The sequence below is a fragment of the Streptomyces durmitorensis genome (assembly GCF_023498005.1).
GTDB classification, from domain to species: Bacteria; Actinomycetota; Actinomycetes; order Streptomycetales; family Streptomycetaceae; genus Streptomyces; species Streptomyces durmitorensis.
This window is the reverse complement of sequence record NZ_CP097289.1, coordinates 446,492-471,753: the sequence shown is the minus strand read 5'-3', so window position 1 is coordinate 471,753 and position 25,262 is coordinate 446,492. Positions and strand designations below refer to the sequence as shown.

Below are 25,262 nucleotides of genomic sequence, written 5' to 3'. Positions count from 1 at the left end.
AGGGCAGAATCCAGGACTGTGAAGATCAGTGAGCGTGAACTCAACCGGGCGACCCTCAGCCGTCAACTGCTCCTGGAGCGTGCTCCCTTGACCGTCCAGGACGGCGTGCGACGCGTGGTCGCGCTCCAGGCGCAGCACCCTGCCTCGCCGTATCTCGCCCTGTGGAACCGCCTCGCCACATTCACGGCGGCCGAGCTCGATACCGTGTTCGCCGGGCGTTCAGTGGTCAAGGCGACCCTGATGCGGATCACGCTGCACGCCGTGCACGCCGAGGACTACCCCGCTTTTCGTTCGGCGCTGCAGCCCACGCTGTACGCCTCCCGGCTCGGTTCCCGCTTCGCCGCCGCGGGACTGAGCCCCGCGGATGCCGACGAACTGGTGCCGGAGTTGCTGGACTTCGCCCGTCGGCCGCGGACCTCGGCACAGATGCAGACATGGGTCGAGGAGCGGTTCGGTGCCGAGAAGAAGGACGGGGCGTGGTGGGGGCTGAAGGGGTACGCGCCGTTGCACCATGCCCCGACGGATGCGCCCTGGTCGTTCGGTCACCGGCCGTCCTTCGTCGCGGCCCCGGGCGGACCCGTGCCCACCGGCCGGGCGGTGGATCCGCAGGCGCTGCGGACCCTGATCCTGCGCTATCTGGCGGGGTTCGGGCCCGCTTCGGTCGCGGACGTGGCGCAGTTCGCCATGGTGCAGAGGGCGCCCGTCCGTGCGGCGCTCGTCAGTCTGGGGGACGCCGTTGAGCAGCTCCAAGGCCCGGACGGGGTCGTGCTGTTCGACCTCCCGGGTGCTTCGCGGCCGCCCGCCGAAACTCCTGCCCCTCCTCGGCTCATGGCCATGTGGGACAGCGTTCTGCTGGCCTACGCCGACCGCGCCCGGGTGATACCCCCGGACTACCGCCCCTGGGTCATCCGGCGCAACGGCGACGTACTGCCCACCCTGCTGGTGGACGGTCAGGTCGCCGGTGTGTGGCGCCCGGTGGACGGCGGTGTCGAGGCCACGGCCTTCCACCCGCTGAGCCCGGACACGTGGGACGGACTCGCCGAGGAGGCCCAGTCCCTGCGGGCCTTCCTCGGCGACCGCGATGCGGCGGTCTACAGCCGCTACCACCACTGGTGGGCGAAGCTTCCCGAGGGCGAGGCACGCATTCTGTAGTCGACGGTCCCGGATCAGGGCTCTCGGCGCGAGGTCGCGGTCAGCGAGCCGAGGAGGGCGAGTGCCTCGCTGCTGGGTGAGGCCGGCTCCGCGTGGTAGATGACGAGTTCCTGGCCCGGGGCCGCCCGGACGTCGAAGGTCTGCATGGTCAGCGTCAGCGGCCCGACCTCGCGGTGCTCGAAGCTCTTGCGTTCCAGCGCCTTGCCGCGGGCGTCGTGACGGGACCACAGGTCGGCGAAGTGCGGGCTCTGGTCCAGTAGTTCACCGAGCACTCGGCGCACCCGCGGGTCGTCGGGCGCCGTGCCGTGGCCGAGCCGGAAGCCGGCCACGGAGTTGCGCGCCACCTCGTACCAGTCGCGGTAGAAGGCGCGGGCGGCCGGGTCGGTGAACACGACGTGCAGGAGGTTGCGCGAGTGCGCCCAGCCGTGGAAGAGCGCGTCGGCGATCGCGTTGGATGCCAGCACGTCGTACGCGCGGTTGTAGACGATCGCCGGGTTGTGCGGCCAGGCGTCCATGAGCGCCAGGAGGCTCGGCTCGACCCGGTCGGCCACGGCGGCGGCCCTGGTGCGCGGGCCGATGCCGGCGAGCCGGAACAAGTGCAGGCGGCCGTCCTCGTGCAGTCGCAGGGCGGCGGCCAGGGCGTCGAGCACCTGCGCGGAGGGCGTGCGCTCCCGGCCCTGTTCCAGGCGTACGTAGTAGTCGGCGCTGACCCCGGCGAGCAGGGCCACCTCCTCGCGTCGCAGCCCCGGCACCCGGCGGTGCCCCGTGGCGGGGAGGTTCACATCGGCCGGGGTGACGTGGGCGCGCCGGGCCGTGAGGTAGGCGCCGAGCTCTGAGCGTGCCATGCGGCCATCGTAGGTCGGGGTCCGCCGCTCTTCCTGGGTGCGCCGCACCCAGGAGGATGCCGCCTCTCCCGCGTGCCCAGCAGCCGGGCCAGGCTCAAGCCCATGACCACACAGCAAGCAGAACAAGCACCGGACAACGCCGAGTCGGCCGGCCGCAAGGTCGTCCTCGTCACCGGCGCGAGCAGCGGCATCGGCGCGGCCGTCGCCGCGCGACTCGTGGAGGAGGGACACCGGGTGGTGGCCGGCGCGCGCCGCACCGACCGTCTGTGGGACCTGGCGGAGAGCACGGCCGAGGCGGCCGCCCGCTCCGGGGGCAGCCTGCACCCCGTACAGCTGGACGTGACGGACCGCGCGGACGTCGCGGCCTTCGTCCACGGCGCCCGCGAGCGCCATGGCCGCGTCGACGTTCTCGTCGCCAACGCCGGGGTCATGCCGCTGTCGCGGCTTGACTCCCTGCTCGTGGACGAGTGGGACCGGATGATCGACGTGAACGTCCGCGGCCTGCTGCACACGGTCGCCGCGGCCCTGCCCGTCTTCACCGCGCAGGGCGCCGGACACTTCGTCACGGTCGCGAGCATCGGCGCCCATGAGGTCGTGCCCACCGCCGCCGTGTACTGCGCCACGAAGTACGCGGCCTGGGCGATCACCGAGGGCCTGCGTCAGGAGTCCGACCCCTCGATCCGGGTCACGACCGTCTCGCCGGGAGTGGTCGAATCCGAACTCGCCGACACCATCACCGACGTCAGCGCCGCCGAGGCCATGCGCGGCTACCGCGCCCACGCGATCGGGCCCGACGCTATCGCCGGAGCCGTCTCGTACGCCCTTGCGCAGCCGTCCGACATCGACGTCAACGAGATCGTCGTACGACCCGTGCTCCAGCGCTGAATCCACCGGCGGACTCCAGCGCCTCCGGCTGTACGAACGGCACTTGGCGGCCCGCAGGGGTGTGCGGCTGGGCTGCCCGCGTTGTCAGTGGCTCCGCGTACGGTCTGCACATGGTTGATCAGCCTTCTTCCTTGCCCTCGGTGCTCGACTTCGCGACCTGGGAGCCCGTGCTGCGCCTCCTGCGGGACAGCCGGGCACAGGAGGCTGTCCCGGCCATCCGCGTGGGGGGACGGATCGGTCGGCAGAGCTGGAATCTGCCCCTGCGGGGACAGGACACGCGGGGCGAGACGGAGGCGGTGGAGCGGGTGCGTGAGGCGCTCGTGGACGCCGGTGTCGACGACGTCTGGTTCACGGCGAAGATGTCGCCGGACGGCAAGAGCACCCTCCGCCTGCGCGGGGCCAGCCCTGCCGTGGAGTCCGACAGCGGCACCCCGCACCCGGCGCTCCTCCTGGTCGAGGGCGCCGTTCCGGAGCCGTGGCGCCGGGTTCCCGATCCGGCGCCCGCGGCGGTGCCCGCGCCTTCGGCGGATCCGTCATCGCTGGAGCGGACGCTCCGTGAGCGGATGCCCGACGCCATCGGAGCGACGCACGCGGAGATCGCCGCCGCGGAAGCGCGCATCGGAGTCGCCCTGCCGGCGGAGTTGAGGGCGCTCTACCAGGTGACACGGGCACGGTGGGAGGACTGGGAGGACGACGACGAGGCAGCGGAACGTGCCTGTGAGGCGGTCGACTGCGAACTCTTCCCGTTGGACGAGCTGTACGTCGCCGACGCGTCCTCCCGCCCGTGCCCTTGGGAGTTCGCGGCGATGGAAGCGGTGGTCACCCCGCCCGATGCCGCGGTGCAGGGCCTGGTCGGCTCGCCCGGCTGGATCGTCTTCGGGGACAACGGCGGCGGCGACCGGCTGGCGGTCGATCTGACACCAGGACCGTGCGGACACATCGGGCAGATCATCATCCTCGGCCACGAGGGGTACATCGGTGCGTCCCTGGTCGCCGACTCGCTCACCGACCTGGTGCTGGGCCGGCCCAGCGAGCGGAGTGGCGAATCGGGCGGAGACGGGCCGTCGGCCGTGGCCCACGTCAATGTCCGCAGCGTGCCGAGCGTCGAGGCCGCCGCACACCCCGGCCTGGAGGTCCTGTCCATCGGCGTATGGGACGGCGAGCCGCTCAGCCTCGCCCCGATCACCGGGCTGCCCCGCCTGCGGACCCTCGCCGCCTACCCCGGCACGCTCGCCGACCCCCGGGAGATCGCCGGGCTCACCACACTGGAGTTCCTGGCGCTCGGTCCGGAGGAATGGCGCGTCCTCCTCGACGCGGGTGCCGTCCCGCGCGGCCTGTCGGCCGCCGTCGTCACGGTGCACGGCGACGCGGACCCAGTGTCCACCGTGCCCATCGCCAACGAAATCCTCGCCCTCTGGGACCGGCCTCGGATCATCCGGACCGTCCTCGAAGGCGACCTCGGTCCTGCTTCCCTCGTACGCTGAATCCCGCACGTGACGGACAGGAGGCTGAGGTGGCCGAGACGACGGTGGCCGAGGTGACGGTGGCCCAGGTGATGGCCGAGCTGGCCGCATTCGAGGACCCGAAGGCACGCGAGGTGAACGAGAGGCACGGCGACGATCACGGCGTGAACCTCAGCAAGCTGCGCGCGCTCGCGAAGCGGCTGAAGACGCAGCAGGAACTCGCGCACGGGCTCTGGGAGACGGAGGACACCGCGGCGAGACTGCTCGCGATCCTGATCTGCCGCCCGAAGGCCTTCGGACGTGACGAGTTGGACGCCATGCTGCGCCAGGCGCGCACACCCAAGGTGCACGACTGGCTCGTGAATTACGTGGTGAAGAAGAGCCCGCATGCCGAGGATCTGCGCCTTGCCTGGTCCGCCGATCCGGACCCGGTGGTCGCGAGCGCGGGCTGGGCGCTGACCACCGAACGCGTGGCGAAGAAGCCCGAGAGCCTCGACCTCGCAGGGCTGCTCGACGTCATCGAGGCGGAGATGAAGGACGCCCCGGATCGCCTCCAGTGGGCGATGAACCACTGCCTGGCGCAGATCGGGATCGAGCACGCCGAACACCGCGCCCGCGCCATCGACATCGGTGAGCGCCTGGAGGTGCTCAAGGACTACCCGACGTCCCCGGGCTGTACGTCTCCGTTCGCGCCCACCTGGATCACCGAGCTGGTGCGCCGGAAGCAGGAGAAGACGGTGGTCTGACCGACGGTGGATCGTCGGCGCGGGCGGGGGCCTGGGCGCGGGTGTGGGCGGGGAAGTGGCCGACCGGCCGGTCTGCGGCTGCTCAGCCCTTCGGGTGCGTGCCCGGTGTATGGCCGAAGGTGCGCCGGAAGACGTCGATGAATGCGCTGGCGGACGACCAGCCACACAGATGCGCGACCGCGGTCACGGGTGTGTTCTCGGCCAGCAGGATCAGCGCGTGGTGGAGCCGCAGCTGCGTGCGCCACTGCGGGAACGTCATGCCGAGGTCGCCACGGAACAGCCGCGACAGGGTACGGTCGCTCGCCCCCACCTCACGCCCCAGTTCGGCCAGGGTCCGGCTGTCCGCCGGGTCGGCGCACAGGATGTCGCAGAGCGTCCGCAGCAGGGGCGCGGCCGGGGTGGGCAGGTGCAGCGGCTCTTGGTGCGAGGCCCGCAGCTGGTCGAGCAACACCGCGCGCAGTCGCGCCCGTTCGGGGCTTTCGTCGCCGGGGGAGTGGGTGTAAGCGACGATCAGTTCGCGCAGCAGCGGGCCCACCGCGAGCACGGTCGGTGTCTCCAGGGCGAGCGGGTTCTCGGCCGCAGGCAGTCCCACCAGGTGCAGTTCGAGTTCACCGTGGGCCTGATGGGCATGCACGGTGCCGGCGGGGATCCAGATGGCGCGGGTGACAGGGGCGACCCAGGATCCGGCGTCGGTGGTGACGGCCAGGACGCCACGGCCGGCGTAGACGATCTGGTGGTCGTCGTGGCGGTGGGTGTCGATCGCGGCTCCGGACGCCAGCGACTGGGTGCGGGTCGGGGCGACCGGCTCATGGCGGATGTTCGTCATCGTCTGGCAGATTATCGGAAGTGCGACACGGTCACCGGCGCCGACCATGACGGGGTGCGAAAAAATACACCCATCACCCTTTTGTCCGCCGGGCACGCCTGCGTCGACGTGTACCAGGGCGCCGTCGCGTCCCTGGTCCCGTTCTTCGTCGCCGAGCGCGCCTACAGCTATGCCGCCGTCTCGGGCATCGTGCTCGCCGCCTCGCTCCTGTCGTCGGTGGCGCAACCGGTGTTCGGTGTCCTCACCGACCGCTGGGCGATGCCGTGGTTGCTGCCGGTCAGCACGCTGCTGGGCGGTGTGGGCATCGCGCTGAGCGGGGTGAGCGGCTCCTACGCGCTGACCCTCGTGTTCGTGGCCGTGTCCGGGGTGGGCGTGGCCGCCTATCACCCCGAGTCCGCGCGGGTCGCCCGGATCGCCGGTCGGGGCAGCCATAGAGGGATGGGCTGGTTCTCGCTCGGCGGCAACATCGGCTTCGCGGTGGCCCCGCTCATGGTCGCGGCTGTCGTTGCCACGGGAGGTCTGCGCCTGACGCCACTGCTGGTGCTGCCGGCGCTCGTCGGTGCGGTGCTGTGCCTGCCCGTGCTGCGGGCGTTGGAGCGGCAGAAGGCCGCCGGGACCGGTACGGCGGTACCGGCGAGAGTTGACGACAAAGCGTCGTTCGTGAAGCTGTCGCTGGCCGTGGTGTGCCGGTCGATCGTCTTCATCGGCCTGAGCACCTTCATCTCCCTGTACGCCAAGGAACGTATGGGCGGCAGCACGGTGGCAGGGACTGTGGCGCTGTTCGTGCTCTACCTCGGTGGTGCGGTGGGCTCCGTACTGGGTGGCGCGCTGGCCGACCGCTGGGACCGAGTCACCGTCGCCCGCTGGTCGTACCTGCTCTCGGTCGGATGGGTCGCGGGCGTGGTGTTCGTGCCCGGCCCGGCGTTCTACCTGTTCGTGGCGCTCACCTCGGCCGGCCTGTACGTCCCGTTCTCGCTCCAGGTCACGCTCGGGCAGGACTACCTGTCCTCCCGCATCGGGACCGCCAGCGGGATCACGCTCGGACTGACGGTCAGCATCGGCGGTCTGGCGAGCCCCCTCATCGGCGGCATCGCCGACGCGACGTCCCTGAAGACCGCACTGGCGCCCCTGGTCCTGATGCCCGCACTGAGCTGGCTGCTGTTCCGCACGCTGCCCGAGCCCACCGTGCCGCAACCGGCGGATGCGGCGCGCCCGGAGGGCGACGGCACCGACGCCGCAGCGCTCTCTCCTGCCGGCCCCGACCACGGCTGACATCCACGCAGCGCACAGCGCCCGCCGCGCGCCGTGTGTCACAGATCGTCGACAGCCCCCACCGAACAGCCAACCGAGCAGACGGATCTCCTCTCTTGCGGAACGGATCGAGAACCCCAACTCCACCGCGTGCAGCCACTACTGAGGAGACATCCACATGCCCAGGGCACTCACTCCTTCCATGAACCGGCGTCTCCGCGGCCGCGCCGCGGGACTCGCGGTGGCCGGCACAGCCCTCGTCCTCGCCGCCCCGCTCCCGGCGACGGCCGTGACCGGCCAGGCCGGTACCGCATCGGCCGACCCGGTCTCCGTCTTGAAGTACACCGCGCAGGAACGCCAGGAAGCCCTCGCCTACTGGACGCCCGCCCGCATGAAGGCCGTGGGGAGGTCCGTGGACCTCGGACCGACAGGACCGAAGGCCAAGCCGTGGCGTGGCACCACCCTCAAGACCGTGGGGCGGCTGTTCTTCGTCAACGCGAACGGAGCCGACACCTGGTGCACGGCCACCGCCGTGAAGAGCGACAACCGCTCCGCCGTGATGACCGCGGCGCACTGCGTGCGCCGGGGTTCCTCGCCCGGCAACACCAACATCTCCATGGTGTTCGTCCCCGCCTACAGCAAGGGCAAGGCTCCGTACGGCGCGTTCGCGGTCCGCTCGGCCGCGTCCCCGCGCTCACCGACGTCGTGGGCTCCCAGGCCATCGCCTTCAACCGTCCCGTCGGCGGCACCATCTCCTCCTTCGGTTACTCCGCCACCCGCCCGCAGCTGGGCGAGGAACTCCTGCGCTGTGTAGGTATGGCCAAGAAGGAGAACGCACACAGGCCATCCCCTGCGACATGAGCGGCGGCTCCAGCGGCGGCCCGTGGCTGGCCGACTTCACCACCACCGGCAAGGGCACCTTGGTCTCGGTCAACAGCTCGCTGGACTCCCTGACGCCGAGCAAGATGTACGGAGGGGTGTGGGGCGCCACGGCCAAGAAGGTGTACGAACGGGCCCAGCGAGGCTGACACTGCCTCCATCTCATCGGGCAGGCGGTGGGTTCGCGAACGGCCGCTCGCGGGAGGGCGACAGCCTCACCGAAGACTTCGCCCACGTGCAAGTAGCTTCCCATCAAGGCGAGTTGTCCGAGGATCGCCTCCTCAGTCGACGCGACCGGCCAACCCCGCGAGACCGGTGTCGCACATGATGCGCTCGACCCTGTCGGCCAGGGTGCTGTCGGCTCCGATGACGGTCTCGACACCATCGGGGAGCAGATCGCGCTCGCGATACCAGGCACGCAGCTCCCGCTCGGTGACCTGGGCCAGATAATCGGGATCGGCCTTCGACGCGTGCCGGGCCACCGTCTCCTCGATCGGGATGTCGAGGTAGTACAGGATGCCCTCGACCACCACGTGGTAGCCGGCGTCCAGCGAATAGCGGACGACCATGTCGATGAGGCCGATGTTGGCGCCGCCAGGCACATCACTCTCCCTCAACACGGTCCGCCTCATGTTGTCCTGGCCGACCAGAGCCAGGCCGCGGCCGAAGCTGTCGCGGATTCCCGCTGCCACCGGCAACGGTGGCGGCATCGTCCGGGGTGAGCTCGCGCTCATGCCGGGCACCTCGGATCCGGCCGGCCGGGACCGCCTCGGCGCCACGAGGACCAGGCACCTGATGTGCCACATACAACTCGTCCCATAACCTCGTGCAGGGAGACCTCATGTGATGCCGCGGGTTTCCACTTCGAGGAGGCGATGGTGAGCGGAACCGGCGCGCGGTGGCTCGCGGGTGCCATGGTCGTGGCCTGCATGGTGGTGGTCGGGCCCAGCGCACCGAATGGTGTCCCCATCGCCAACCCGCTCCCGGCCGGCGCCCCCAAAGATGTCGTACCGAACCGGGTCATGACGTGGAACATCTGCAATCCCTGCAATGCGAGTGGGTACAACGCCGGCCGGGCAGCGGAGATCGCCACGTACGCGCCCCAGGTCGTCGGCCTGCAAGAGGCGTGTGTGCGTGACGTCGAGAGGATCCGGGACTATCTGCAGTACTTGTACGGGCTGGAATACCACGTCGAGTACGGCTCGGTCGTGGACAGTTGGAGCCGCTGCGGGGGGCTGCCCTGGAGTCCGGGGGGCTTTGGGCAGGCGGTGCTTTCGGCGGCGCCCATGACAGACCGTGTGAACGTGGAGTACCCCGACGGCGGATCCGAGGACCGCGGGTACATGGCCGTCACCACCCTCGTGGACGGCCGGCCCGTCCGGGTCTTCAATACGCACCTGGCCCAACGGGAGCAGCAACCAGTCCGCGCGGAACAGACCGGCGTACTCGCGGCGGCGGTCGCCCGGCACGACCGCGCGATCGTTCTCGGCGACTTCAACGCGGTGCCGGATGCCTCCGAACTCACCGCGATGTGGGGTCTGGGCACGGACGTGGACCCCGAGTGCGGTCCCTCGGGTACCGGTACGTGCGAGCCGACCACCGACTGGCGCAGCAAGTTCGACTACATCTTCCTGCGAGGCTTCGTCCCGACCGAACACGGTGTGCATCTCACCCAGTACTCGGACCATGACGTGCTGCACGCCGACCTGAGGCCGGCGTAGCCCGGAGGGAGAACCGCATGGAGCCAGAAGAACTCCGCCGCGCAGTTGAGGCAGGACGGGCGGTCGCTTCGGAGCTCGGCCTTCGGGTCGACGACGTGGTCGTCGTCCACAACTCGGACCGCGTCGCGCTGCGCCTCGTCCCTTGCGGCGTTCTGGCCCGGGTCGCGCCTTCGGGGCATCTGGCCGATTCCGAGTTCGAAGTACAGGTTGCCCGCCGTCTCGCCGACGTCGACGCCCCGGTGGCCGAGCTCGATCCTCGGATCGAGCCCCGGGTCCATGTGCGCGATCCCTTCGCCATCTCGCTCTGGACCTACTACGAACCTGTGGGATCAGGGATCGCGCCGGCCGACTACGCGGACGTGTTCCTGCGGCACCATGCCGCCCTGCGCCAGATCGATCTGGACGCACCGCATTTCACTGATCGCGTCGCCGCTGCACTGAGGGAAGTGGATGATCGGGAGCGGTCCCCTGAACTGCCGGATCCTGAAAGGGAGTTCCTCAGCGCCACCCTCAGTGGACTGAGCGCAGCGATCAGCTTCGACAGAACCGGCGACCAACTGCTGCACGGCGAGCCGCATCCGGGCAACCTCCTCAACACGAGCAGAGGGCCGCTCTTCGTGGACCTCGGCACCTGCTGCCGTGGGCCGATCGAGTTCGACCTCGCCCATGCGCCCGAAGAGGTGGGCAAGCACTATGCGGGGGCCGACCACGACCTGATTCACCGCTGCCGCGCCGTGAACTGGGCGCTGTTCTCGGCCTGGCGATGGCGCCGAGACGACCAAATGCCGGACCGGGACCACTGGAGAGCGGAGGGCCTCGACCGGGTTCGTGCCGCGCTCGATCGCTGCGGATCGAGCTGAAATCGCGGCAGAGGGGCTGATGGGCGGTCGGTCATCGCTTTCTGCGGGCGCCCCAAAGGGGCAGTTGCTCGAAGAGGGTGACCGCCTCGTCGTTCCAGTGCCGGTGCCAGGAGCCTGCTTCGGCTGCTGCGGCTTGGGCGTGGTGGTCGATGGCCTTCTGCAGGCGGGTGTGGACGTTGTGGCGGTGGGCGATGTCACGAATGCGGTCGATGGTCCGTGGTGTGCAGTCGGGGTTGCCGAGTGCGGACTTGACGGTGTCGTGATCGTCGTCGCTCGTGAGGGCAAGGAGCTCACGGGTCAGATAGGTGTGGCGGCCGGCCCGCAGGTCGGCGCCCTCGGGTTTGCCGGTGACGGCGGGGTCGCCGAAGAGGTCGAGGTAGTCATCGCGCATCTGGCCGCTGAGGCCGGCCAGCCGGGCATAGCGGCGCAGGCTCTGTTCGTGTGGCGCCAGGTCCTGGCCCGCGGCCAGGAGGCCGAGGCGCAGGGGGGCCAGGATGGTGTAGCGAGAGGTCTTGTACTCGCACACCGTCTCCAGCAACTCCTCGTCGGCCGAGGAGTTCACGTCGCGTTCGAGGTCGAGGGCCTGACCGATGACGGTGTCGGTCGTCACCCCGAGCTGGACGTCGATCATGGCCTGCTTGCGGTCGGCCGGCAGCTCGGCCCGGAACAGCACGCGCAGGGCCAGGAAGCCGGCGAGGTCACCCGCCATCATGGCCAGGCCGAGCGCGGCCTGCGGGTGGTTCGGGAGATCTTCGCGGCACGCGTAGTACGTCGACGGGCCACCGCGGCGCATCGGTGAGTCGTCCATGATGTCGTCGAGGATGAGCGCGTGGCTGTGGAGCAGCTCAAGACTCAGTGCGGCTTCTGCGAGCCCCGGTACCTCGTCCCGGGTGACGAGGCCTGCCGCCTCGTAGAGCAGGGCGATCCGGATCCGCTTCCCGCCGCGCAGCGACAACTGCGCGAGCAGTTCCAGACATCGGGGCGGGAAGCGGCCCAGTTGTGCACCGTTGAGGTCACCGGCGAGTTCGGCGAAGTACTTCGCGAAGGACACGTCGAACCGCTGCTGGTGACCGGCGGCACGCTCCAGGGCGCTGAGAGAACTGCTGTTCATAGACGTTCGGGCCGGCCTTCCTTCATGAAGTGCTGGCTGCCAGCCTGCCATTCGACGTGGAAGGTCCCGTCACTGCACCCTTGAGGACGCACGCCACCGGAGGGCCCCGCCTCGGGGCGAACCCACCGAGAGGACACACATTGAGCGCCACGGTCGTCCGAGCGATCCTTGAGCACATCCCGGCGGACCGGGTGCTCACCGATCCGGACAGCGTCGAGGCCTTCCGCCGTGACCAGGCGGCATGGGCGCCCAGCGGTCGCCCCGCGGCCGTCGTCCGCGCGAGGTCCACCCACGATGTCGCGGAGACGGTCCGCGCCTGCATCCGTCACCGCACCCCGGTCGTCGCCCGGGGAGCGGGCACCGGACTGTCCGGGGGCGCCAACTCGGGAGACGGGCACGTGGTCGTGGCGCTGGCGGCCATGGACCGGATCGTCGAGGTGAGCCCCCTGGAGCGGCTCGCGGTCGTCCAACCCGGCGTGGTCAACGACCACTTGCGGGCTGCGGTGGCCGAGCACGGGCTCTGGTATCCGCCCGACCCCGCCAGCTCCCCGTGGTCGACCATCGGCGGCAACGTGGCCACCAACGCGGGCGGGGTCTGCTGCGTCAAGTACGGCGTCACCGGCGACTACGTCCTGGCTCTGGAGATGGTCAACGGGCGCGGTGAGATCGTGCGGCTCGGCCGCCGCACCGCGAAGGGCGTCGCGGGCTACGACCTGACGGGACTCGTCGTCGGCTCGGAAGGGACGCTCGGCATCATCACGGAGGTGACCGTCCGCCTGCGGCCCCTGCCGCCGGCCGCGGTCACGGTCGCCGGTCACTTCGGCTCCATCGTCGACGCCGGCGCCGCCGTACAGGCCGTCGCCGCGGCGGGGCTGACCCCGTCGGCGCTGGAACTGATCGACCGGCACTGCCTTCGCGCCGTCGACGCGTGGAAGAACATGGGCCTCTCGGTCGACGCGGACGTGGTGCTCCTCGGCCGGATCGACGAGCCGGGTGAGACCGGTGCGGCCCAGGCCGAGCGCATGGTCGACTGCTTCCGGGAGGCCGGCGCGTCCTGGGCCGAGCGGTCCACCGACGAACACGAGGCCGACGCCCTGTTCGCGGCCCGGCGGCTCGCCTATCCCGCCCTTGAACGCCTGGGCCCGGTCCTGACCGAGGACGTCTGCGTGCCCAAGGAACGCATCGCGGAGATGCTCGGCCGCATCGAGAAGACCGCAGCCCGGCACGACATCCTCATCGCCAACATCGCCCACGCCGGTGACGGCAACCTGCACCCGCTGCTGATCACCCAGCCCGGCGACGACGCCGCACGCACGCGCGCCCAGGAGGCTTTCGCCGAGATCATCGCCGACGCCATCGACCTGGGCGGCACGGTCACAGGAGAGCACGGGGTGGGCGTGCTCAAACGTCCGGGCCTCGCTGCGGAGATCACGCCGGAGGTCATGGCCATGCAACGGGCCGTGAAGCAGGCGCTCGATCCGTACGGAGTCCTGAACCCCGGAAAGGTGCTGTCCTGAGCGTCGGCTGCGGGCGCCGCCGAGCAGGGCACCCGGCGCCGCCGCACCGTGCTGATCAGTCAGGAGGGCCGCTGCGACTGATCAGTCAGGAAGGCCGCTGTGCCGCGTAAAGACCCACAGCGCGAGCCCGAGACAGCTGAACGCTGCCCCCAGTGCGCAGACGGCGCCCCAGCCGGCCACCGTGTAGAGGGAGGTCGCGGCAAGGGCGCCGGTGGCGCTGCCGATCGAGTAGAAGACCATGTACCCGCCGATCAGCCGGCTGCCCGCGTCAGGGTGCAGCGCGTAGATCAGGGTCTGGTTGGTGACATGGACCGCCTGCACGGCGAGGTCGAGAAGCACCACCCCGACGACGAGGGCCCAGAGCGAGCTGCGGGTGAAGGCCAGCGGCAGCCATGAGGCGGTGAGCAGAGCCAGAGCGATGCCGGTGGTCCGCCGGGAAAGTCCGCGGTCGTTGAGGCGGCCCGCCGCGGTCGCGGCCAGGGCACCGGCCACACCGATCAGACCCAGCGCCCCGATCGCGCTGTGGGACAGGAAGTACGGGGCTTCGCTGAGCGGCAGCGCGACGCTGCTCCACAGCGTGCTGAAGGCGGCGAAGATCAGCAGACCGAACAGGGCCCGGAGCCGCAGCAGTCGTTCCCGTGCGAACAGGGTGATCGTGGAGCGCAGGAGCTGTCCGTAGCCCAGGGTTGCCGGCGGAGCCTCGCTGTGGCGCGGCAGCACGCGGTACAGGACCAGGGCGAGCAGAGCGGTGAGCGACGCCGAGGCGAGGTAGACGGAGCGCCAGCCCGCGAGGTCCGCCATGAGACCGGATGCGGTGCGGGCGAGCAGGATTCCGATGACCACACCGCTGGTCACGAGGCCGACGACCCGTCCGCGCACCGCGGGAGGTGCCAGTGACGCCGCGAAGGCCACCAGCGTCTGCGTGACGACGGCGAGAAGGCCTGTCGCGGCCATGCCCACGAGCAGGACCGCCGCGGTCGGGGCGGTGGCCACCACGGCCAGCGCACCCACCAGGAGCAGCAGTTGGGCCACGATGAGCCGTCTGCGGTTGACCACGTCGCCCAGCGGCACGAGCAGGAAGAGTCCCAGGCCGTATCCGACGTGCGTGAGGGTGACCACGCTGCCGACAAGTGCCGGGCTCATGGCGAGGTCGTGGCCCATGGTCACCAGGAGTGGCTGGGAGAAGTAGACGTTGGCCACCGCGGCACCGCAGGCGACGGCGAACAGAAGGACCACGCCTCGGGACAGGACGACCGTGGGACGTTCCCCTGTGCGGGCCTCGGGTTCGCGGGCTTCGGGCCGTCGTGGCATGGCCTCACAGTTGCCGGACATCGGCACCCCTCCACGTATCTGGTTTCAACTTGCTACCAATGACGACGGCGACGGTAGCCCTGTTTGGTAGCATGTTGCAACCGTTGTTGTGAGAGTGAGGGACGCGATGGTCACCAGGACGCGCTTCGACGACAGTGAATGTCCGGTCGCCCGGTCGGTGGACGCGATCGGCGACTGGTGGTCCCTGCTGATCGTGCGGGACGCCTTCGACGGAAGCCGGCGCTTCGGGGAGTTCCAGCGCAGCCTCGGCGTCGCGAAGAACATCCTCACCGCGCGGCTGCGCAGCCTGGTCGCCGGTGGCGTCCTCGAATCCGTCCCCGCCTCGGACGGCAGCGCCTACCGCGAGTACGTACTGACGCCGAAGGGCAGGGCGCTCTTCCCCGTCATCGTGGCGCTGCGGCAGTGGGGCGAACAGAACTTCTTCGCCGACGGCGAACCACACTCACAGCTGGTCGACCGCCGGGAGGGACAGGGGCTCCGCCCACTGGAGGTGCTGGCTGCGGACGGGCGGCGGCTGGACCCCGACGACACCACCGTCCACAAGGTCTCCGCCGAGTGAGGCCGCGTACGCGAGCACACAACTCGCGTACGCGGCCCCTGTGACGGCCTGCCTCTGACCGCCTGCCTCAGACGCGTTCCAGGACCATCACCGGGATCTCCCGGTCGGTCTTGCGCTGGTAGTCGTCATAGGCCGGCCAGGTGGCGGCCATGGTCCGCCACATGTCCGGCTTCTCCTCCGGGGTGGCGGTGCGCGCACGGGCGGTGTAGCGGTCGCCCTTCACCTGCACCTGGACCTCGGGGTTCGCCTCGATGTTGCGGTACCACAGGGGCGGCTGGTCGGCTCCGCCGTTGGAGGCCACCACGAGCACCGCGTCACCGTAGGGCCGGTAGATCAGCGGAGTGCTGCGCTGCTCACCGCTCTTGCGGCCGATGGTGGTGAGGATCAGCACTGTGGTGTTCTGCCAGTCGTGGCCTTCTGCGCCGTCCGTCGCCACATAGCGCTCGACGTGCTCTTTGCCGAACAGCATCTGCCGTCTCCTTTGTCTCCTCGCGCTCGTTTCCTCGCGCGATCGTGCGAGCTCTTCGTGTGCTGACCAACTCTTCATGGTCACTCCGCGGTTTCCCGCCAGCCTGGCGCCGAACCGGCGCGCCCGGCCTAACGACACGGCGGCTGTCTCGTCATCCGGCCCGCCCTGCCCGACGACGGGCCGATCAGTTAGAAAGGTTCGGGCCCCGTCGCTCTCGCCAGGCGTCTCCGGTCACCATGCCCCCTGTCGAACCACACCCAGAGGTCGTACGCACATGCCCGCCGCCGCAGCCCCCTGGCTGCTCCTCGCCGTGTTCTCCGGCACCCTGATATCCCTGCAGGCGCGGATCACCGGTGAGCTCGCCGCCGGGCTCGGCGGTGACGGATTCGCGGCGGCGGTGATCTCGTTCGGTTCGGGGTTCGTGGTGCTGGCCCTCGGGCTCCTCGTGCTGCGCGGGCCGCGCCGTGGCGTCGGCCTGGTGCTCGCGGACGTACGCGGACGGCGGCTCAAGTGGTGGCAGGTGCTCGGCGGCTTCGGCGGCGCGGCCTTCCTGCTCGCCCAGGGGCTGACCGTCGGGGCGCTCGGGGTCGCGCTGTTCACGGTCGCGATCGTCGCGGGCCAGGTCACCGGAGGCCTGCTCTTCGACCGGATGGGGCTCGGGCCTGCCGGACCTCAGCGACCCACGCGGCGACGGGTCGTGGGCGCGGTGCTCGTGCTCGCGGCCGTGGGCCTGTCGATGGCGGACAAGCTGGGCGGCGGCTTCCCGTACGTGATGCTGTCGCTGCCGCTGGTGGCGGGCGTCTGCGTGAGTTGGCAGCAGGCGGTCAATGGGCATGTGAAGAACGCCGCCGGATCCGCGTACGCGGGAACGTTCTTCAACTTCGCCGCCGGTGCCGGCGCGTTGAGTGTGATCTTCCTGGTGCATGCCGTGGCCGCGGGGCTTCCCTCCCGCCTGCCGACCGAGCCGTACCTCTACCTCGGCGGCCTGGTCGGCATCTCCTTCATCACCATCGCGGTCGCCACGGTCCAGCGACTCGGCGTTCTGCTGCTCGGACTCTGCACGATCACCGGCCAGTTGGTCGGCTCGCTGGCCCTCGACCTGCTGCTGCCGCACGGCGGCACGAGTGTCACGGCGGCCACCGTCGCCGGTGTCGTGCTCGCCCTGGCGGCGGTCGCACTGGCAGCGCTCTCGGGCACGCGAACAGGCCGGGTCGTGGCTTCGAGCGGCGTGACGCGGGCCGGTGCTTCGGAGCGGGTGAAGGGCCCGGGCGCGACCTAGCCGGGGCATGGTCCAGCCCGGGAATCACGAGGGCCGGCGGCTACCAGCGCACCGGCAGCTCTCGCAGGCTCCGCATGAGACTGGTGCGCCACTGCGGTGTGCCGTCGCCGTCGAAGGCCAGGCGGGGGAAGCGGTCCAGGAGGATGCGCAGGGCGAGGGTCGCCTCAAGGCGGGCCAGCGGGGCGCCCAGGCAGTGGTGCAGGCCGTGCCCGAACGCGAGGTGGGCGCGGGTCGCGGCCGGATCGCGGCGGATGTCGAACCGTTCGGGGTCGGTGAAGCGCGCGGGGTCACGGTTGGCGGCGGCGATGGAGAGCACCACACGCGCGCCCGTGGGTATCGAGGCGCCGCCGATGTCGATCGGTTCGGCGGTGTAGCGGTAGGTGCCCGCCGGCGCGGGCGACTCGAAGCGGAGCGTCTCCTCCACGGCGCCTTGCAGCAACTCGGGGTCGGCGCGCAGGGCGGCGAGTTGCCCGGGGTGGCCGAGCAGCAGGTGGACGGCGTTGGCGATGAGGTTGACGGTGGTCTCGTGCCCCGCGACGAGCAGGAGGAAGGCCATGCCGAGCAGTTCCTCGGGGGTGAGCCGGTCGGCGCCGTCCCCGTCGTGGCTGCGGACCAGGGCGTGCAGCAGATCGCTCTCCGCCGCGTCCCGCAGCTGCCGCTTCTCCTCCGCGAGGCCAGCGAGGTACACGGCCATCTCCTGCGAGGCGCGGGCGGACTGCTCCGGGTCGTCGAGGGAGACGACCTTTGTGGACCACTCCCGGAAGGCGGCCCGGTCCGCGTCCGGCACGCCGAGCAGCTCGCAGATGATGGTGAGCGGCAGCGGATAGGCGTACGCGGCCACCAGGTCGGCACGGCCTCCGGGGGTCACGGCGTCCAGGAGCCCACCGGCCGCCTCCTCGATGCGGGGCCGCAGCGCCTGGACGCGGCGGGCGGTGAACTCGCGGGCCACCAGCGTCCGCAGGCGCGTGTGATCGGGCGGATCGACCTGGAGCATGTTGAGGCCCACGGCGTACAGCCCGTCGTCCTCGAAGTCGGCGGAGTTCCGCACGTCATTGCGCAGCCTGGGGTCGACGAAAGCGGCACGCACTTCCTCGTGCCCGACCACCAGCCACGACTCGTCCCCGGTGGGGAAACGCACGTGGTGGACAGGTCCGCGGGGGCGCAGCGCGCTGAAGGCGGAGTACGGGTCGGCGGTGAAGTCGTCGGTGAGGTCGGCGAGTCGAACGGTGGGGTGCTGCGTACGCATGGGCGGCTCCCGGACAGAAGTGGGGATCGCTCCCCGTTTGCGTGTCAAGGGTGACCGTAGCATGAAGTGGGGACTGGTCCCCGATTCGCTGTGAGGGCCTCGCCAGAGCAACTCCTGGCCCGGCTACCTGGGCGATACGAGCGCGACCTTGGGGGCAGGGGGATGTGCCGTGGGCTGTGGCTGGTCGGTGAGGAGGTAGGCGCGACGCCATCGCAGAAAGGGGCGTTCGATGCCGTTGAACGTGACCACGGCTGCGGCCAAGGTGATGGGCAGAACCGCCGCTGTCGTGGTGATGAAGGCATCCAGCACCGGACGCCCCGTCAACTCGATCCACCAGCGGCGGGAGATGAACATGGTGACGACCATGTAGTGGAGCAGATAGACCGAGAAGCTCATTTCACCGAATTTGGCGATTCCTCTCGACACGAGCCCGGTCGAGGAGACGGTGGCCACATAGGTCAGCACCACCAGAGCCCACAGCGTTCCTTCGATGTCGACCCAGAGCAGACGCGTCGCGTGCCCTTCATGGAAGGAATGGGTCTGGTTGAAGGCCCAGATCGCGCCTGTGGCCAGGGCTGTTGAGATTCCGACCTTCAGTGGCCCCTGGAACCGCTTTCGATGGTGCACGAAGAGCCAGGCGGCCATCATGCCCAGCAGGAATTGGTCGATTCTTCCGGCGAGGCTGTAATAGAGCATCGAGTTCACGTTGATGCTCCCGGCGGCCGAGGCCCACACCAAGGTCCTGATCACGGTGATGGCGGCCAGGAGCTTGTACAGGGCCAGCGGGCCGTGCTTGGTGAGGAGTCTGCTGAGCAGCGGGAACAGCAGGTAGAACTGCAACTCGACCGCGATCGCCCACCACATCCTCGACACGGCCCCCAGATCGAGGGACCCGGGCAGGTTTCCGAGGCCGACCAGGGACTGGACCACGGCGAGCAGGTTCGCACCCTGCTTGTGCGCGCCGACGCCCAGAATGATCAACGCCATGTAGAGCGGGAAGATGCGCAGCACCCGGTTGCCCAGGAACCGGCCGTAGCGAATGTCCTTGCCCAGGGTGCCGATGGTGAAGATGAACCCGGACAGCACCATGAAGAGGGCCACCCCGGTATGGCCTTCCAATACCAGAGTGGCCAGAGGATTGTCCGCATACAGCCAGCCGTGCGGGGACCTGTTCGGGATCTCTCTGAGGTACGGAGAGATCATCTGCGTACCGTGGCAGAGGAGCACCAACACAGCGGCGTAGGCACGCAAATGATCCACGGACGCGAGGTACTGCCGATTGCGGCTGCGCATGAGTTGGCCCCGGCCTCTTGTCGCCGACGTCGCGACGGCCTCGCGACGGAGAAAAGGTCAGGGATGACAGCACCATGCACGGAAGTCGAGACAGCACATAGGCGCGAGCCGCCCCGGTTTTTGTCGGAAGATTTCACTCATCCGAGGGGCGTCTATATGCGAATGCCATAAATGGGCCAGGCTCAGCGGTAGAGCGCCCGGGCGCGGGCCAAGTCGATCGGCCCGTCCTGGTCGAGGCGCAGGAAGTGGTCCAGCTGCCATGCCTGCGCACTGCCCGCTTGACGGTTGGTGGTGGTCACCCAGGGCGGGTAGACACGGAAGGCTCGCTTCCCGCCGGATCCGTGTACGGACACGACACCGCGTCGGCTGAGCGTGTCCATGGAGAAGACGAACTGGCCGAAGTGTTCGTGATCGCGGGCGCTGATGACGAAGAGGTCGACGGGGTCCGTGATGTCGAAGGGCTGGATGGGTCCGCCCGGGGACCTCTTCCACACGGTGACGAACTGGCCGACCTTGGTGGGGGTCGTCCTGGCTGCGCGGTACCGGACGGCGAGGCCGTCGAGGGTCAGTGTGTGGGCGGCGTAGTCGGCGCTCTCGGCTTCGGGGACCGGTTGCGAGCAGGCGAAGCCGCACGGGTCGTAGACACGTTCCTTCGCCGCGACGAGGTCTGCGTGAACCCCGGTGGTGTCCGACCAGGGTGTGAGGTCGGTGCGGGCGGGATCGGATGGTTTGGCGTCGTTCGATGTCACTCGGACACCCTGCCACGAGTGTTCGGGAGGCATCGGACCGTCTCACGGCCGCCGTGAGCCGAACCGATGCCTCGAACGCCTTGTTCAGGTCCGGCTGCCGTCGGACCGGCCGAAGAGCTCGATCTCGGCGATCGCCACCTGCTTCTTCGCGGACGCGGCATGGGCCGACTCGATGGTGAACCGGACCCGGGTGACCTCGCCGACGCGGAACGCCCGGCGCTGGCTGCCCGCGCCCGGGTCCAGGGAGAGCTCCCGGGGCGTGGCCCCGCCGTCCTTCTTGGTGATCGTGGCCTTGACGCGGTGCGGCAGGGCGGACTTGCCGAGCTGGTCGGCGCGGGGCGAGACGCCCGGCGTGATGATGACGTCGAGCAGGCGGGTCGGCCGGGCGAAGCCCACCTCGATCCACTCGCCCTGGCCCGATTGCGCGACCCCCGGCCCCCACCACGTGTTGTTGAGCTTGTCGAAGGCGAGCTTCGCTCCATGGCCGGCGTACGCGTGTGAGGACCGGATCTGGTCCGGCGCGGCCGGAGCGCGCTTGGCGAAGTGGTCGCGCGTGGCCTGGATGCCGTCGGGGAGATTCACCGCGGCGAGGACGAGTGTGGTGACGACGACGGCTGCGGTGATCCAGGTGCCGATGCGGTCGAACACGCGGCGCAGGCGGGGGCGGTCACCCGCCCACGGAGTCTCCTGGCGGCCGGGGCCGAGTAGGCGACGCCACCAGGGGCGGAGACGCGTGGGCGTACGTTGGCCGCGCTCGGCCAGCGGCATCGCACAGCGGCTGTAGAAATGACGGTCGGGGCGGTTGGGAGTGGTGCACCACGCGCACGGCTGTCCGTTGCCGTCCTGCTGCTGGGGGCCGGATGCGCGCACGTGCGGGCGGTCGGTGTCGGCCCGTCCGGGGAGGACGGGGGCCACCGCCGGGGCCTGCGGCACGGGAGTGGTCTGCGGAGCCGTGACGGGGGCGACGAGGCGTCGGGCGCGATCTGACACGGCGTCACCTGGTGCGGTCGGGGATGCGCCGGTGGGCGCGGGCGAGGGCCCGGGCGTGCGCGCGGCATCGCGGATCGGGGTGTTGTGCGGGGCCGGGTCGTCCGCCAGGTGGCGCCGGGGCAGGCCGGAGGGAGTGGTCGGCAGCCCGGCGGTTGGTGTCCCGGACGCCTCGGGTGTCCGGGCCTCCGCTCGCGCGTCGGTGTCGGGAGCGCGGCCAGGGTCCGTCTGCTGCGCGCCGCCTGATGGGTGGGCCGGGCCGCCGCGAGCGGGCCGGGCGAGGCCCGGCCACTGATCGTGCTCTCCGTGCCGTCCGGAGCGCAGGTACGGCAGGGATGACGGCGGGGCAGTGCGGTGCGCCTCAACGGACAGGCCGTGCGGCCCTTCCGGCCTGCGGCCCCCGTGCGGCCCCGTGTGGCCCGTCCGCCCTGTGGCCCGTCCGGTCAGATGTAGCCCTCACGCAGGGCATGGGCCACCACGTGCGCGCGGTTGCGCAGGTGCAGGCGTGTGGTGAGGCCGTGCATCACGTTCTTGACGGTCCGTTCGGAGTACGACAGCTTCATGGCGATCTCCGAGGTGTCGAAGCCATCCGCCACAAGACGCACCACGTCCACCTCGCGCTTGGTGAAGCTGAGGAAAGAGCCCGGCAGATCGGCGCCGCCCCGGTGCAGGCGCCCCACCTGGCCGATGAGCTGGCCCAATAAGTCCGACGGCAGTTCGCCGCCGCCCCTGGCGGTGGTCAGCACCGCCTGGACCAAGCGCTGTGCGGTTGCTTCGTGGCGCCAGACTATGGCTCCCACACCGCACTCGATGACCTCCAGTAGCTCGTGCTCGCGGACCGTGCCCGCGACGAGCACCGCGCGGGCGCCCTCGCTGCGCACGGCGCGCCTGAGCCGGGTGAGCGCGGCCTCGTCGAGGGTGTCCTCGATGAACAGGGCGACGGCGGCCGGGCTGGCGTCCTCTTCCAGTTCGACCTCGGGGTGCCGGCGCAGCTGGCTGAGGACTCCCTCGCGGCTGATCGGGTCGGGGGCGGTGACGGTGACCCGAACCCGGTTCGTCGTCGGTGCGGAGATCGGCGCGGCGATCGGTGCGGAGGCCGGTGCGGCCGCGGAGGCCGGGGGCGAGCTGGACACGCGAGGTTCCTCAGTTCTGGGACGGGCAGTTCTGGGACGGGCGACGGACGACGGGCGCCGCCGGTGTGCGAAGGGGCGGCGGCGCCCGGTGTGGTCAGGAGCAGGACTTGTAGAAGTGCTTCCACCCGTCGGTGGGCATGGTCGGCGGCTCGGCGGGGGTCCCGCGCTGGCCGTACTTCATCGCCAGCTCGTAGTCGAAGTCCCCCGGGCCGGTGCCCGGCCCCGACAGACGCACGTCCCGGTCCAGCGACCCGTCACCGGAGTTGTTGAGGATGGCGAGGTCCGGGTAGGCGTCGTCGCCGTAGTTGGCGATCCGGAGCTGTTTGGCCTCGCCCATGTCGCCGATGTCGGAGTGCCGGGAGTGGGCGGAGCCCAGGTTCGCGCGCTTGAGCGGGCCCTGGCGGTATTCGGAGACGCGAGCCGTCGCGGGGTCGTCTCCGCCGGCCGGCGTGACGAGGTTGACGACGATGTCCAGGGTGCCGTCGTTCTGGAAGTCGGCGACCGCTGCGGACGTGACCTCCCCCGTCTTCGCGCCGAGCAGCTTGCTGGCGGCCTGCTTGCTGCCGAACGAGCCGTCCGCGGCCCCCCATTGGACCGTCATCCTGGTGCCGGTGTGCCCCGGGTTCGCGATCCTGTCGGGGCGGCGGTCACCGTCGAGGTCGCCGACCAGCGTCGTGGCGTCGGCCAGGCATGGCGCTGTCGCGGCGGCGTCGCCGGACCGCGCCGCGCTGCCCGTGGCCGGCGCCTGGGCGGCACTGGCCTGGTGGCCGGCGGCAGTCAGGGTCAAGGCGACAGCCGCGACCGGGGTGGCGATCAGGCGTAAGCGCTTGCGAAGCATCTGAGAACTCCTCATGTCGTTGCCGTTGAGCACGCCTCGAGCTTGTGGGGCGGTCTGTCCCGACGGCCATGAAATCCGGGCAGTTGGGGACGCTGGAACGCAAAGAGGGGTCTTGACCAGGGCAAACGCACGCCGCCTGGAACGCGGGGGTGGGACGCCCCCAGGGGCCACTCTCCCTTGGTGGCCGTCCTTCGCTCCGTCAGAACTGCTGCGGTGCCGCACTCTTCGTCGCCGCGAACGACGTTAGTGAGGCGGAAGTGAATTTGGCAGTGTTAGATTTTCTTCACACCTGTTGCTGGAGCCCCTGAAGCAGCAGCGCGACCAGCCGACGGGGGTCGTAGCGGGGGTCGCTGTCGGTCCCGATGCAGAGGTTGCCGATGCCGCGCATCAGTTCATAGGGCTGCGTACCGGGCCTGATCTCGCCCGAGCCGACCGCGGCGTCGAGCAACTCCTCGGCGACGGGCAGCAAGCGGTCGAGGAAGTAGGTGTGGAGCGCGGTGAAGCCGCTGCTGTCCGGTTGCACCGTGTTGGCGAGACCGTGCTTGGTGACCAGGAAGTCGACGAAGAGGTCGATCCACTCACGCAGCGCCGCGAGCGGTGAGTCGGCACTGGCCAGCAGGCTCGGGCCGGCTTCGGCGCACGCCTCGACCTGGTGGCGGAAGACGGCGACGACGAGATCCGCCCGGGTCGGGAAGTGACGGTAGATCGTCCCCATCCCGACGCCCGCCTTGGCCGCGATCTCGCGGATCGGCGCATCGACGCCGGAGGTGACGAACACCTCGGCGGCGGCGGCGAGCAGCTTCTGCTGATTGCGCACCGCGTCGGCCCGTTTGCTGGGGGCCGGCACCTCTCCGGACTGGCCTGCAGTGGGCACCGCGCTCTCCTTCCTGTAGTCGCCGAGAAGCCGGAGCGCTGTTCCGCTTGTCAAACGGAACAGTGCTCCGTATCGTAAGTGGAGCAACGTTCCGCTTCAGTCTAGCTGAAACCGGACCTTCCTCCCTGCCTCCCACGCGCCGCCCCACGCGAGCTCTGCGGCAAGAGGTGCTGAGGCCCCAAAGGGACAACCGAAGGGAAAGACGCATCGTGAGTGCATCGACTTCCGTGACCGACACCAACACCGACGCCGGAACCGACAGCGACGCCCTAGGCTCGCCCACCCCCGTGCTCTCCTTCAGCCCAGTGGTGCTGCCGGTGCCCGGACGCCCCGTCGACCTTCAACTGCGCGTCACCGCGCCCGCGACCGGCACCGGCCTGCCGGTCATCCTCCTCTCCCACGGACACGGCAACTCGAACCACCTCTCCTCGCTCCACGGCTACGGCCCGCTCGCCGACCTCTGGGCGGAACTCGGCTTCGTCGTCATCCAGCCCACCCACCTCAGCTCCAAGACGCTCAGCCACCTCCACGCGGACACCCCCGAAGCACCCCTGTTCTGGCGCTCACGCGCCGAGGACATGTCCCGCATCCTCGACCGGCTCGACGTGATCGAGGGCGCCGTGCCGCAGCTCGCCGGGCGCATGGACCACGACAGCGTCGCCGTGGCCGGACACTCGCTCGGCGGCTTCACCGCTGCCCTCCTGCTGGGTGCCCGGGTCACCGACCCCGACGACGTACAACAGGCAGATCTCTTCGAACCCCGGATCAAGCAGGGTGTACTGCTGGCTGCCCCCGGCAGGGGAGGCGACATCCTGACCGGAGCCATGGCCGAGCTGTTCCCGGTCTTCCGGAGCACCGACTTCTCCCGGATGACCACGCCCGCGCTCGTCGTCGCCGGTGACAAGGACGACTCGCGGCACTTCACGGAGATGGGTCCGGACTGGCACGCCGATCCGTACCACCTCGCTCCCGGCCCCAAGACGCTGCTCTCCCTGGTCGACGCGGAGCACGGACTGGGCGGGATCAGCGGGTACGACGCCGCCGAGACCACCGACGAGAACCCCGAGCGAGTCGCCGCGCTCGGACGGCTCACGGCGGCCTACCTCCGCACCCAGTTCCGCGAGGGTGACAACGCCTGGCAAGAGGCGCAGGACGCGCTGACCACCGGCCCTGGAGCCGTTGGGCGAGTCGAGTCCAAGTAGGCGGGGCTTGGCGGATGTTGGGTGGACGCCTGCCCGTCCGCGGCC

At 70.2% G+C, this 25,262-nt stretch carries 26 protein-coding genes; 13 read left to right on the top strand and 13 right to left on the bottom strand.

What is annotated here, in order from left to right:
* Positions 1-18 precede the first annotated feature (18 nt).
* A complete protein-coding gene (locus tag M4V62_RS01900; protein WP_249585427.1) occupies positions 19-1,152 on the top strand; it encodes a winged helix DNA-binding domain-containing protein in 1,134 nt (377 codons plus the stop codon).
* Between the two features lie 14 nt (positions 1,153-1,166).
* On the opposite strand, the gene M4V62_RS01895 is transcribed toward M4V62_RS01900, so the two are convergent.
* Positions 1,167-1,997 carry a helix-turn-helix domain-containing protein gene (locus M4V62_RS01895; protein ID WP_249585426.1) on the bottom strand — a complete coding sequence of 277 codons (831 nt, stop codon included), beginning with the start codon at positions 1,995-1,997 and terminating at the stop codon, positions 1,167-1,169.
* 102 nt (positions 1,998-2,099) lie between these two features.
* On the opposite strand from M4V62_RS01895, the gene M4V62_RS01890 reads away from it, so the two are divergent.
* From M4V62_RS01890 to M4V62_RS01880, 3 genes are all read left to right on the top strand, one after another.
* A complete protein-coding gene (locus M4V62_RS01890) occupies positions 2,100-2,882 on the top strand; it encodes an SDR family oxidoreductase (protein ID WP_249585425.1) in 783 nt (260 codons plus the stop codon).
* 110 nt (positions 2,883-2,992) lie between these two features.
* Complete coding sequence (locus tag M4V62_RS01885) at positions 2,993-4,366, top strand: SMI1/KNR4 family protein (RefSeq protein WP_249585424.1); 1,374 nt, start codon at positions 2,993-2,995, stop codon at positions 4,364-4,366.
* Between the two features lie 71 nt (positions 4,367-4,437).
* Complete coding sequence (locus M4V62_RS01880) at positions 4,438-5,091, top strand: DNA alkylation repair protein (protein WP_249592662.1); 654 nt, start codon at positions 4,438-4,440, stop codon at positions 5,089-5,091.
* Positions 5,092-5,173: 82 nt separating this feature from the next.
* Here the strand turns inward: M4V62_RS01880 and M4V62_RS01875 are convergent, their stop codons facing one another.
* Positions 5,174-5,917, bottom strand: a complete 744-nt coding sequence (locus tag M4V62_RS01875; RefSeq protein WP_249585423.1) for an AraC family transcriptional regulator — start codon at positions 5,915-5,917, stop codon at positions 5,174-5,176.
* A 54-nt stretch (positions 5,918-5,971) separates the two neighbouring features.
* Here M4V62_RS01875 and M4V62_RS01870 point away from each other — a divergent pair, with 54 nt between their 5' ends.
* The 3 genes from M4V62_RS01870 to M4V62_RS01860 all read left to right on the top strand — a co-directional run bounded on the left by M4V62_RS01870 (position 5,972) and on the right by M4V62_RS01860 (position 8,196).
* On the top strand, positions 5,972-7,189 hold the full coding sequence (locus M4V62_RS01870) for an MFS transporter (protein ID WP_249585422.1): 1,218 nt from the start codon (positions 5,972-5,974) through the stop codon (positions 7,187-7,189).
* 181 nt (positions 7,190-7,370) lie between these two features.
* Complete coding sequence (locus M4V62_RS01865) at positions 7,371-7,982, top strand: trypsin-like serine peptidase (protein ID WP_249585421.1); 612 nt, start codon at positions 7,371-7,373, stop codon at positions 7,980-7,982.
* Between the two features lie 43 nt (positions 7,983-8,025).
* On the top strand, positions 8,026-8,196 hold the full coding sequence (locus tag M4V62_RS01860) for a hypothetical protein (protein ID WP_249585420.1): 171 nt from the start codon (positions 8,026-8,028) through the stop codon (positions 8,194-8,196).
* A gap of 132 nt (positions 8,197-8,328) precedes the next feature.
* Here M4V62_RS01860 and M4V62_RS01855 read toward each other — a convergent pair whose 3' ends face one another.
* Positions 8,329-8,781 (bottom strand): P-loop NTPase family protein, encoded by a 453-nt coding sequence (locus tag M4V62_RS01855; protein WP_249585419.1) that lies wholly within the window; start codon positions 8,779-8,781, stop codon positions 8,329-8,331.
* Between the two features lie 141 nt (positions 8,782-8,922).
* Here M4V62_RS01855 and M4V62_RS01850 point away from each other — a divergent pair, with 141 nt between their 5' ends.
* Entirely contained in the window at positions 8,923-9,768 is an 846-nt protein-coding gene (locus tag M4V62_RS01850; protein WP_249585418.1) for an endonuclease/exonuclease/phosphatase family protein, read from the top strand.
* Positions 9,769-9,785: 17 nt separating this feature from the next.
* Positions 9,786-10,628, top strand: coding sequence for a phosphotransferase (locus M4V62_RS01845; protein ID WP_249585417.1), 843 nt, complete (start codon positions 9,786-9,788; stop codon positions 10,626-10,628).
* A gap of 31 nt (positions 10,629-10,659) precedes the next feature.
* Here the strand turns inward: M4V62_RS01845 and M4V62_RS01840 are convergent, their stop codons facing one another.
* Complete coding sequence (locus M4V62_RS01840) at positions 10,660-11,739, bottom strand: polyprenyl synthetase family protein (RefSeq protein WP_249585416.1); 1,080 nt, start codon at positions 11,737-11,739, stop codon at positions 10,660-10,662.
* A gap of 140 nt (positions 11,740-11,879) precedes the next feature.
* Between M4V62_RS01840 and M4V62_RS01835 the strand changes: the two genes are divergently transcribed.
* Positions 11,880-13,256 (top strand): FAD-binding oxidoreductase, encoded by a 1,377-nt coding sequence (locus tag M4V62_RS01835; RefSeq protein ID WP_249585415.1) that lies wholly within the window; start codon positions 11,880-11,882, stop codon positions 13,254-13,256.
* Positions 13,257-13,337: 81 nt separating this feature from the next.
* On the opposite strand, the gene M4V62_RS01830 is transcribed toward M4V62_RS01835, so the two are convergent.
* The gene (locus tag M4V62_RS01830; RefSeq protein ID WP_249592661.1) at positions 13,338-14,567 is read right to left on the bottom strand and encodes an MFS transporter; all 1,230 of its coding nucleotides are present in this window, start codon (positions 14,565-14,567) and stop codon (positions 13,338-13,340) included.
* Positions 14,568-14,694: 127 nt separating this feature from the next.
* On the opposite strand from M4V62_RS01830, the gene M4V62_RS01825 reads away from it, so the two are divergent.
* Positions 14,695-15,147: a winged helix-turn-helix transcriptional regulator gene (locus M4V62_RS01825; protein ID WP_249585414.1), complete on the top strand. Its 453-nt coding sequence runs from the start codon at positions 14,695-14,697 to the stop codon at positions 15,145-15,147.
* Between the two features lie 67 nt (positions 15,148-15,214).
* Here M4V62_RS01825 and M4V62_RS01820 read toward each other — a convergent pair whose 3' ends face one another.
* The gene (locus tag M4V62_RS01820) at positions 15,215-15,616 is read right to left on the bottom strand and encodes a nitroreductase family deazaflavin-dependent oxidoreductase (protein ID WP_249585413.1); all 402 of its coding nucleotides are present in this window, start codon (positions 15,614-15,616) and stop codon (positions 15,215-15,217) included.
* 274 nt (positions 15,617-15,890) lie between these two features.
* Here M4V62_RS01820 and M4V62_RS01815 point away from each other — a divergent pair, with 274 nt between their 5' ends.
* Entirely contained in the window at positions 15,891-16,895 is a 1,005-nt protein-coding gene (locus M4V62_RS01815) for a DMT family transporter (protein WP_249585412.1), read from the top strand.
* Positions 16,896-16,935: 40 nt separating this feature from the next.
* Here M4V62_RS01815 and M4V62_RS01810 read toward each other — a convergent pair whose 3' ends face one another.
* The 7 genes from M4V62_RS01810 to M4V62_RS01780 form a co-directional block, all read right to left on the bottom strand.
* Positions 16,936-18,141 (bottom strand): cytochrome P450 family protein, encoded by a 1,206-nt coding sequence (locus tag M4V62_RS01810; RefSeq protein ID WP_249585411.1) that lies wholly within the window; start codon positions 18,139-18,141, stop codon positions 16,936-16,938.
* A 123-nt stretch (positions 18,142-18,264) separates the two neighbouring features.
* A complete protein-coding gene (locus M4V62_RS01805; protein WP_249585410.1) occupies positions 18,265-19,434 on the bottom strand; it encodes an acyltransferase family protein in 1,170 nt (389 codons plus the stop codon).
* Positions 19,435-19,616: 182 nt separating this feature from the next.
* Positions 19,617-20,183 (bottom strand): MepB family protein, encoded by a 567-nt coding sequence (locus M4V62_RS01800; RefSeq protein WP_249585409.1) that lies wholly within the window; start codon positions 20,181-20,183, stop codon positions 19,617-19,619.
* An 84-nt stretch (positions 20,184-20,267) separates the two neighbouring features.
* The gene (locus M4V62_RS01795) at positions 20,268-21,173 is read right to left on the bottom strand and encodes a discoidin domain-containing protein (RefSeq protein ID WP_249585408.1); all 906 of its coding nucleotides are present in this window, start codon (positions 21,171-21,173) and stop codon (positions 20,268-20,270) included.
* 440 nt (positions 21,174-21,613) lie between these two features.
* Positions 21,614-22,255 (bottom strand): helix-turn-helix transcriptional regulator, encoded by a 642-nt coding sequence (locus M4V62_RS01790; protein ID WP_249592660.1) that lies wholly within the window; start codon positions 22,253-22,255, stop codon positions 21,614-21,616.
* Between the two features lie 142 nt (positions 22,256-22,397).
* On the bottom strand, positions 22,398-23,141 hold the full coding sequence (locus M4V62_RS01785; RefSeq protein ID WP_249585407.1) for an FG-GAP repeat domain-containing protein: 744 nt from the start codon (positions 23,139-23,141) through the stop codon (positions 22,398-22,400).
* A gap of 283 nt (positions 23,142-23,424) precedes the next feature.
* Entirely contained in the window at positions 23,425-24,015 is a 591-nt protein-coding gene (locus tag M4V62_RS01780) for a TetR/AcrR family transcriptional regulator (protein ID WP_249585406.1), read from the bottom strand.
* Between the two features lie 227 nt (positions 24,016-24,242).
* On the opposite strand from M4V62_RS01780, the gene M4V62_RS01775 reads away from it, so the two are divergent.
* Entirely contained in the window at positions 24,243-25,217 is a 975-nt protein-coding gene (locus M4V62_RS01775; protein ID WP_249592659.1) for an alpha/beta hydrolase family protein, read from the top strand.
* The last annotated feature ends 45 nt before the right edge of the window (positions 25,218-25,262 follow it).

Coding starts and splice junctions, on each gene's coding strand:
- M4V62_RS01785 (WP_249585407.1), bottom strand. CDS start 23,141: ATGCTTCGCAAGCGCTTACGCCTGATCGCCACCCCGGTCGCGGCTGTC.
- M4V62_RS01815 (WP_249585412.1), top strand. CDS start 15,891: ATGCCCGCCGCCGCAGCCCCCTGGCTGCTCCTCGCCGTGTTCTCCGGC.
- M4V62_RS01890 (WP_249585425.1), top strand. CDS start 2,100: ATGACCACACAGCAAGCAGAACAAGCACCGGACAACGCCGAGTCGGCC.
- M4V62_RS01865 (WP_249585421.1), top strand. CDS start 7,371: ATGAACCGGCGTCTCCGCGGCCGCGCCGCGGGACTCGCGGTGGCCGGC.
- M4V62_RS01895 (WP_249585426.1), bottom strand. CDS start 1,997: ATGGCACGCTCAGAGCTCGGCGCCTACCTCACGGCCCGGCGCGCCCAC.
- M4V62_RS01830 (WP_249592661.1), bottom strand. CDS start 14,567: ATGCCACGACGGCCCGAAGCCCGCGAACCCGAGGCCCGCACAGGGGAA.
- M4V62_RS01850 (WP_249585418.1), top strand. CDS start 8,923: ATGGTGAGCGGAACCGGCGCGCGGTGGCTCGCGGGTGCCATGGTCGTG.
- M4V62_RS01880 (WP_249592662.1), top strand. CDS start 4,438: ATGGCCGAGCTGGCCGCATTCGAGGACCCGAAGGCACGCGAGGTGAAC.
- M4V62_RS01810 (WP_249585411.1), bottom strand. CDS start 18,141: ATGCGTACGCAGCACCCCACCGTTCGACTCGCCGACCTCACCGACGAC.
- M4V62_RS01885 (WP_249585424.1), top strand. CDS start 2,993: ATGGTTGATCAGCCTTCTTCCTTGCCCTCGGTGCTCGACTTCGCGACC.
- M4V62_RS01840 (WP_249585416.1), bottom strand. CDS start 11,739: ATGAACAGCAGTTCTCTCAGCGCCCTGGAGCGTGCCGCCGGTCACCAG.
- M4V62_RS01825 (WP_249585414.1), top strand. CDS start 14,695: ATGGTCACCAGGACGCGCTTCGACGACAGTGAATGTCCGGTCGCCCGG.
- M4V62_RS01820 (WP_249585413.1), bottom strand. CDS start 15,616: ATGCTGTTCGGCAAAGAGCACGTCGAGCGCTATGTGGCGACGGACGGC.
- M4V62_RS01845 (WP_249585417.1), top strand. CDS start 9,786: ATGGAGCCAGAAGAACTCCGCCGCGCAGTTGAGGCAGGACGGGCGGTC.
- M4V62_RS01860 (WP_249585420.1), top strand. CDS start 8,026: ATGAGCGGCGGCTCCAGCGGCGGCCCGTGGCTGGCCGACTTCACCACC.
- M4V62_RS01805 (WP_249585410.1), bottom strand. CDS start 19,434: ATGCGCAGCCGCAATCGGCAGTACCTCGCGTCCGTGGATCATTTGCGT.
- M4V62_RS01875 (WP_249585423.1), bottom strand. CDS start 5,917: ATGACGAACATCCGCCATGAGCCGGTCGCCCCGACCCGCACCCAGTCG.
- M4V62_RS01855 (WP_249585419.1), bottom strand. CDS start 8,781: ATGAGCGCGAGCTCACCCCGGACGATGCCGCCACCGTTGCCGGTGGCA.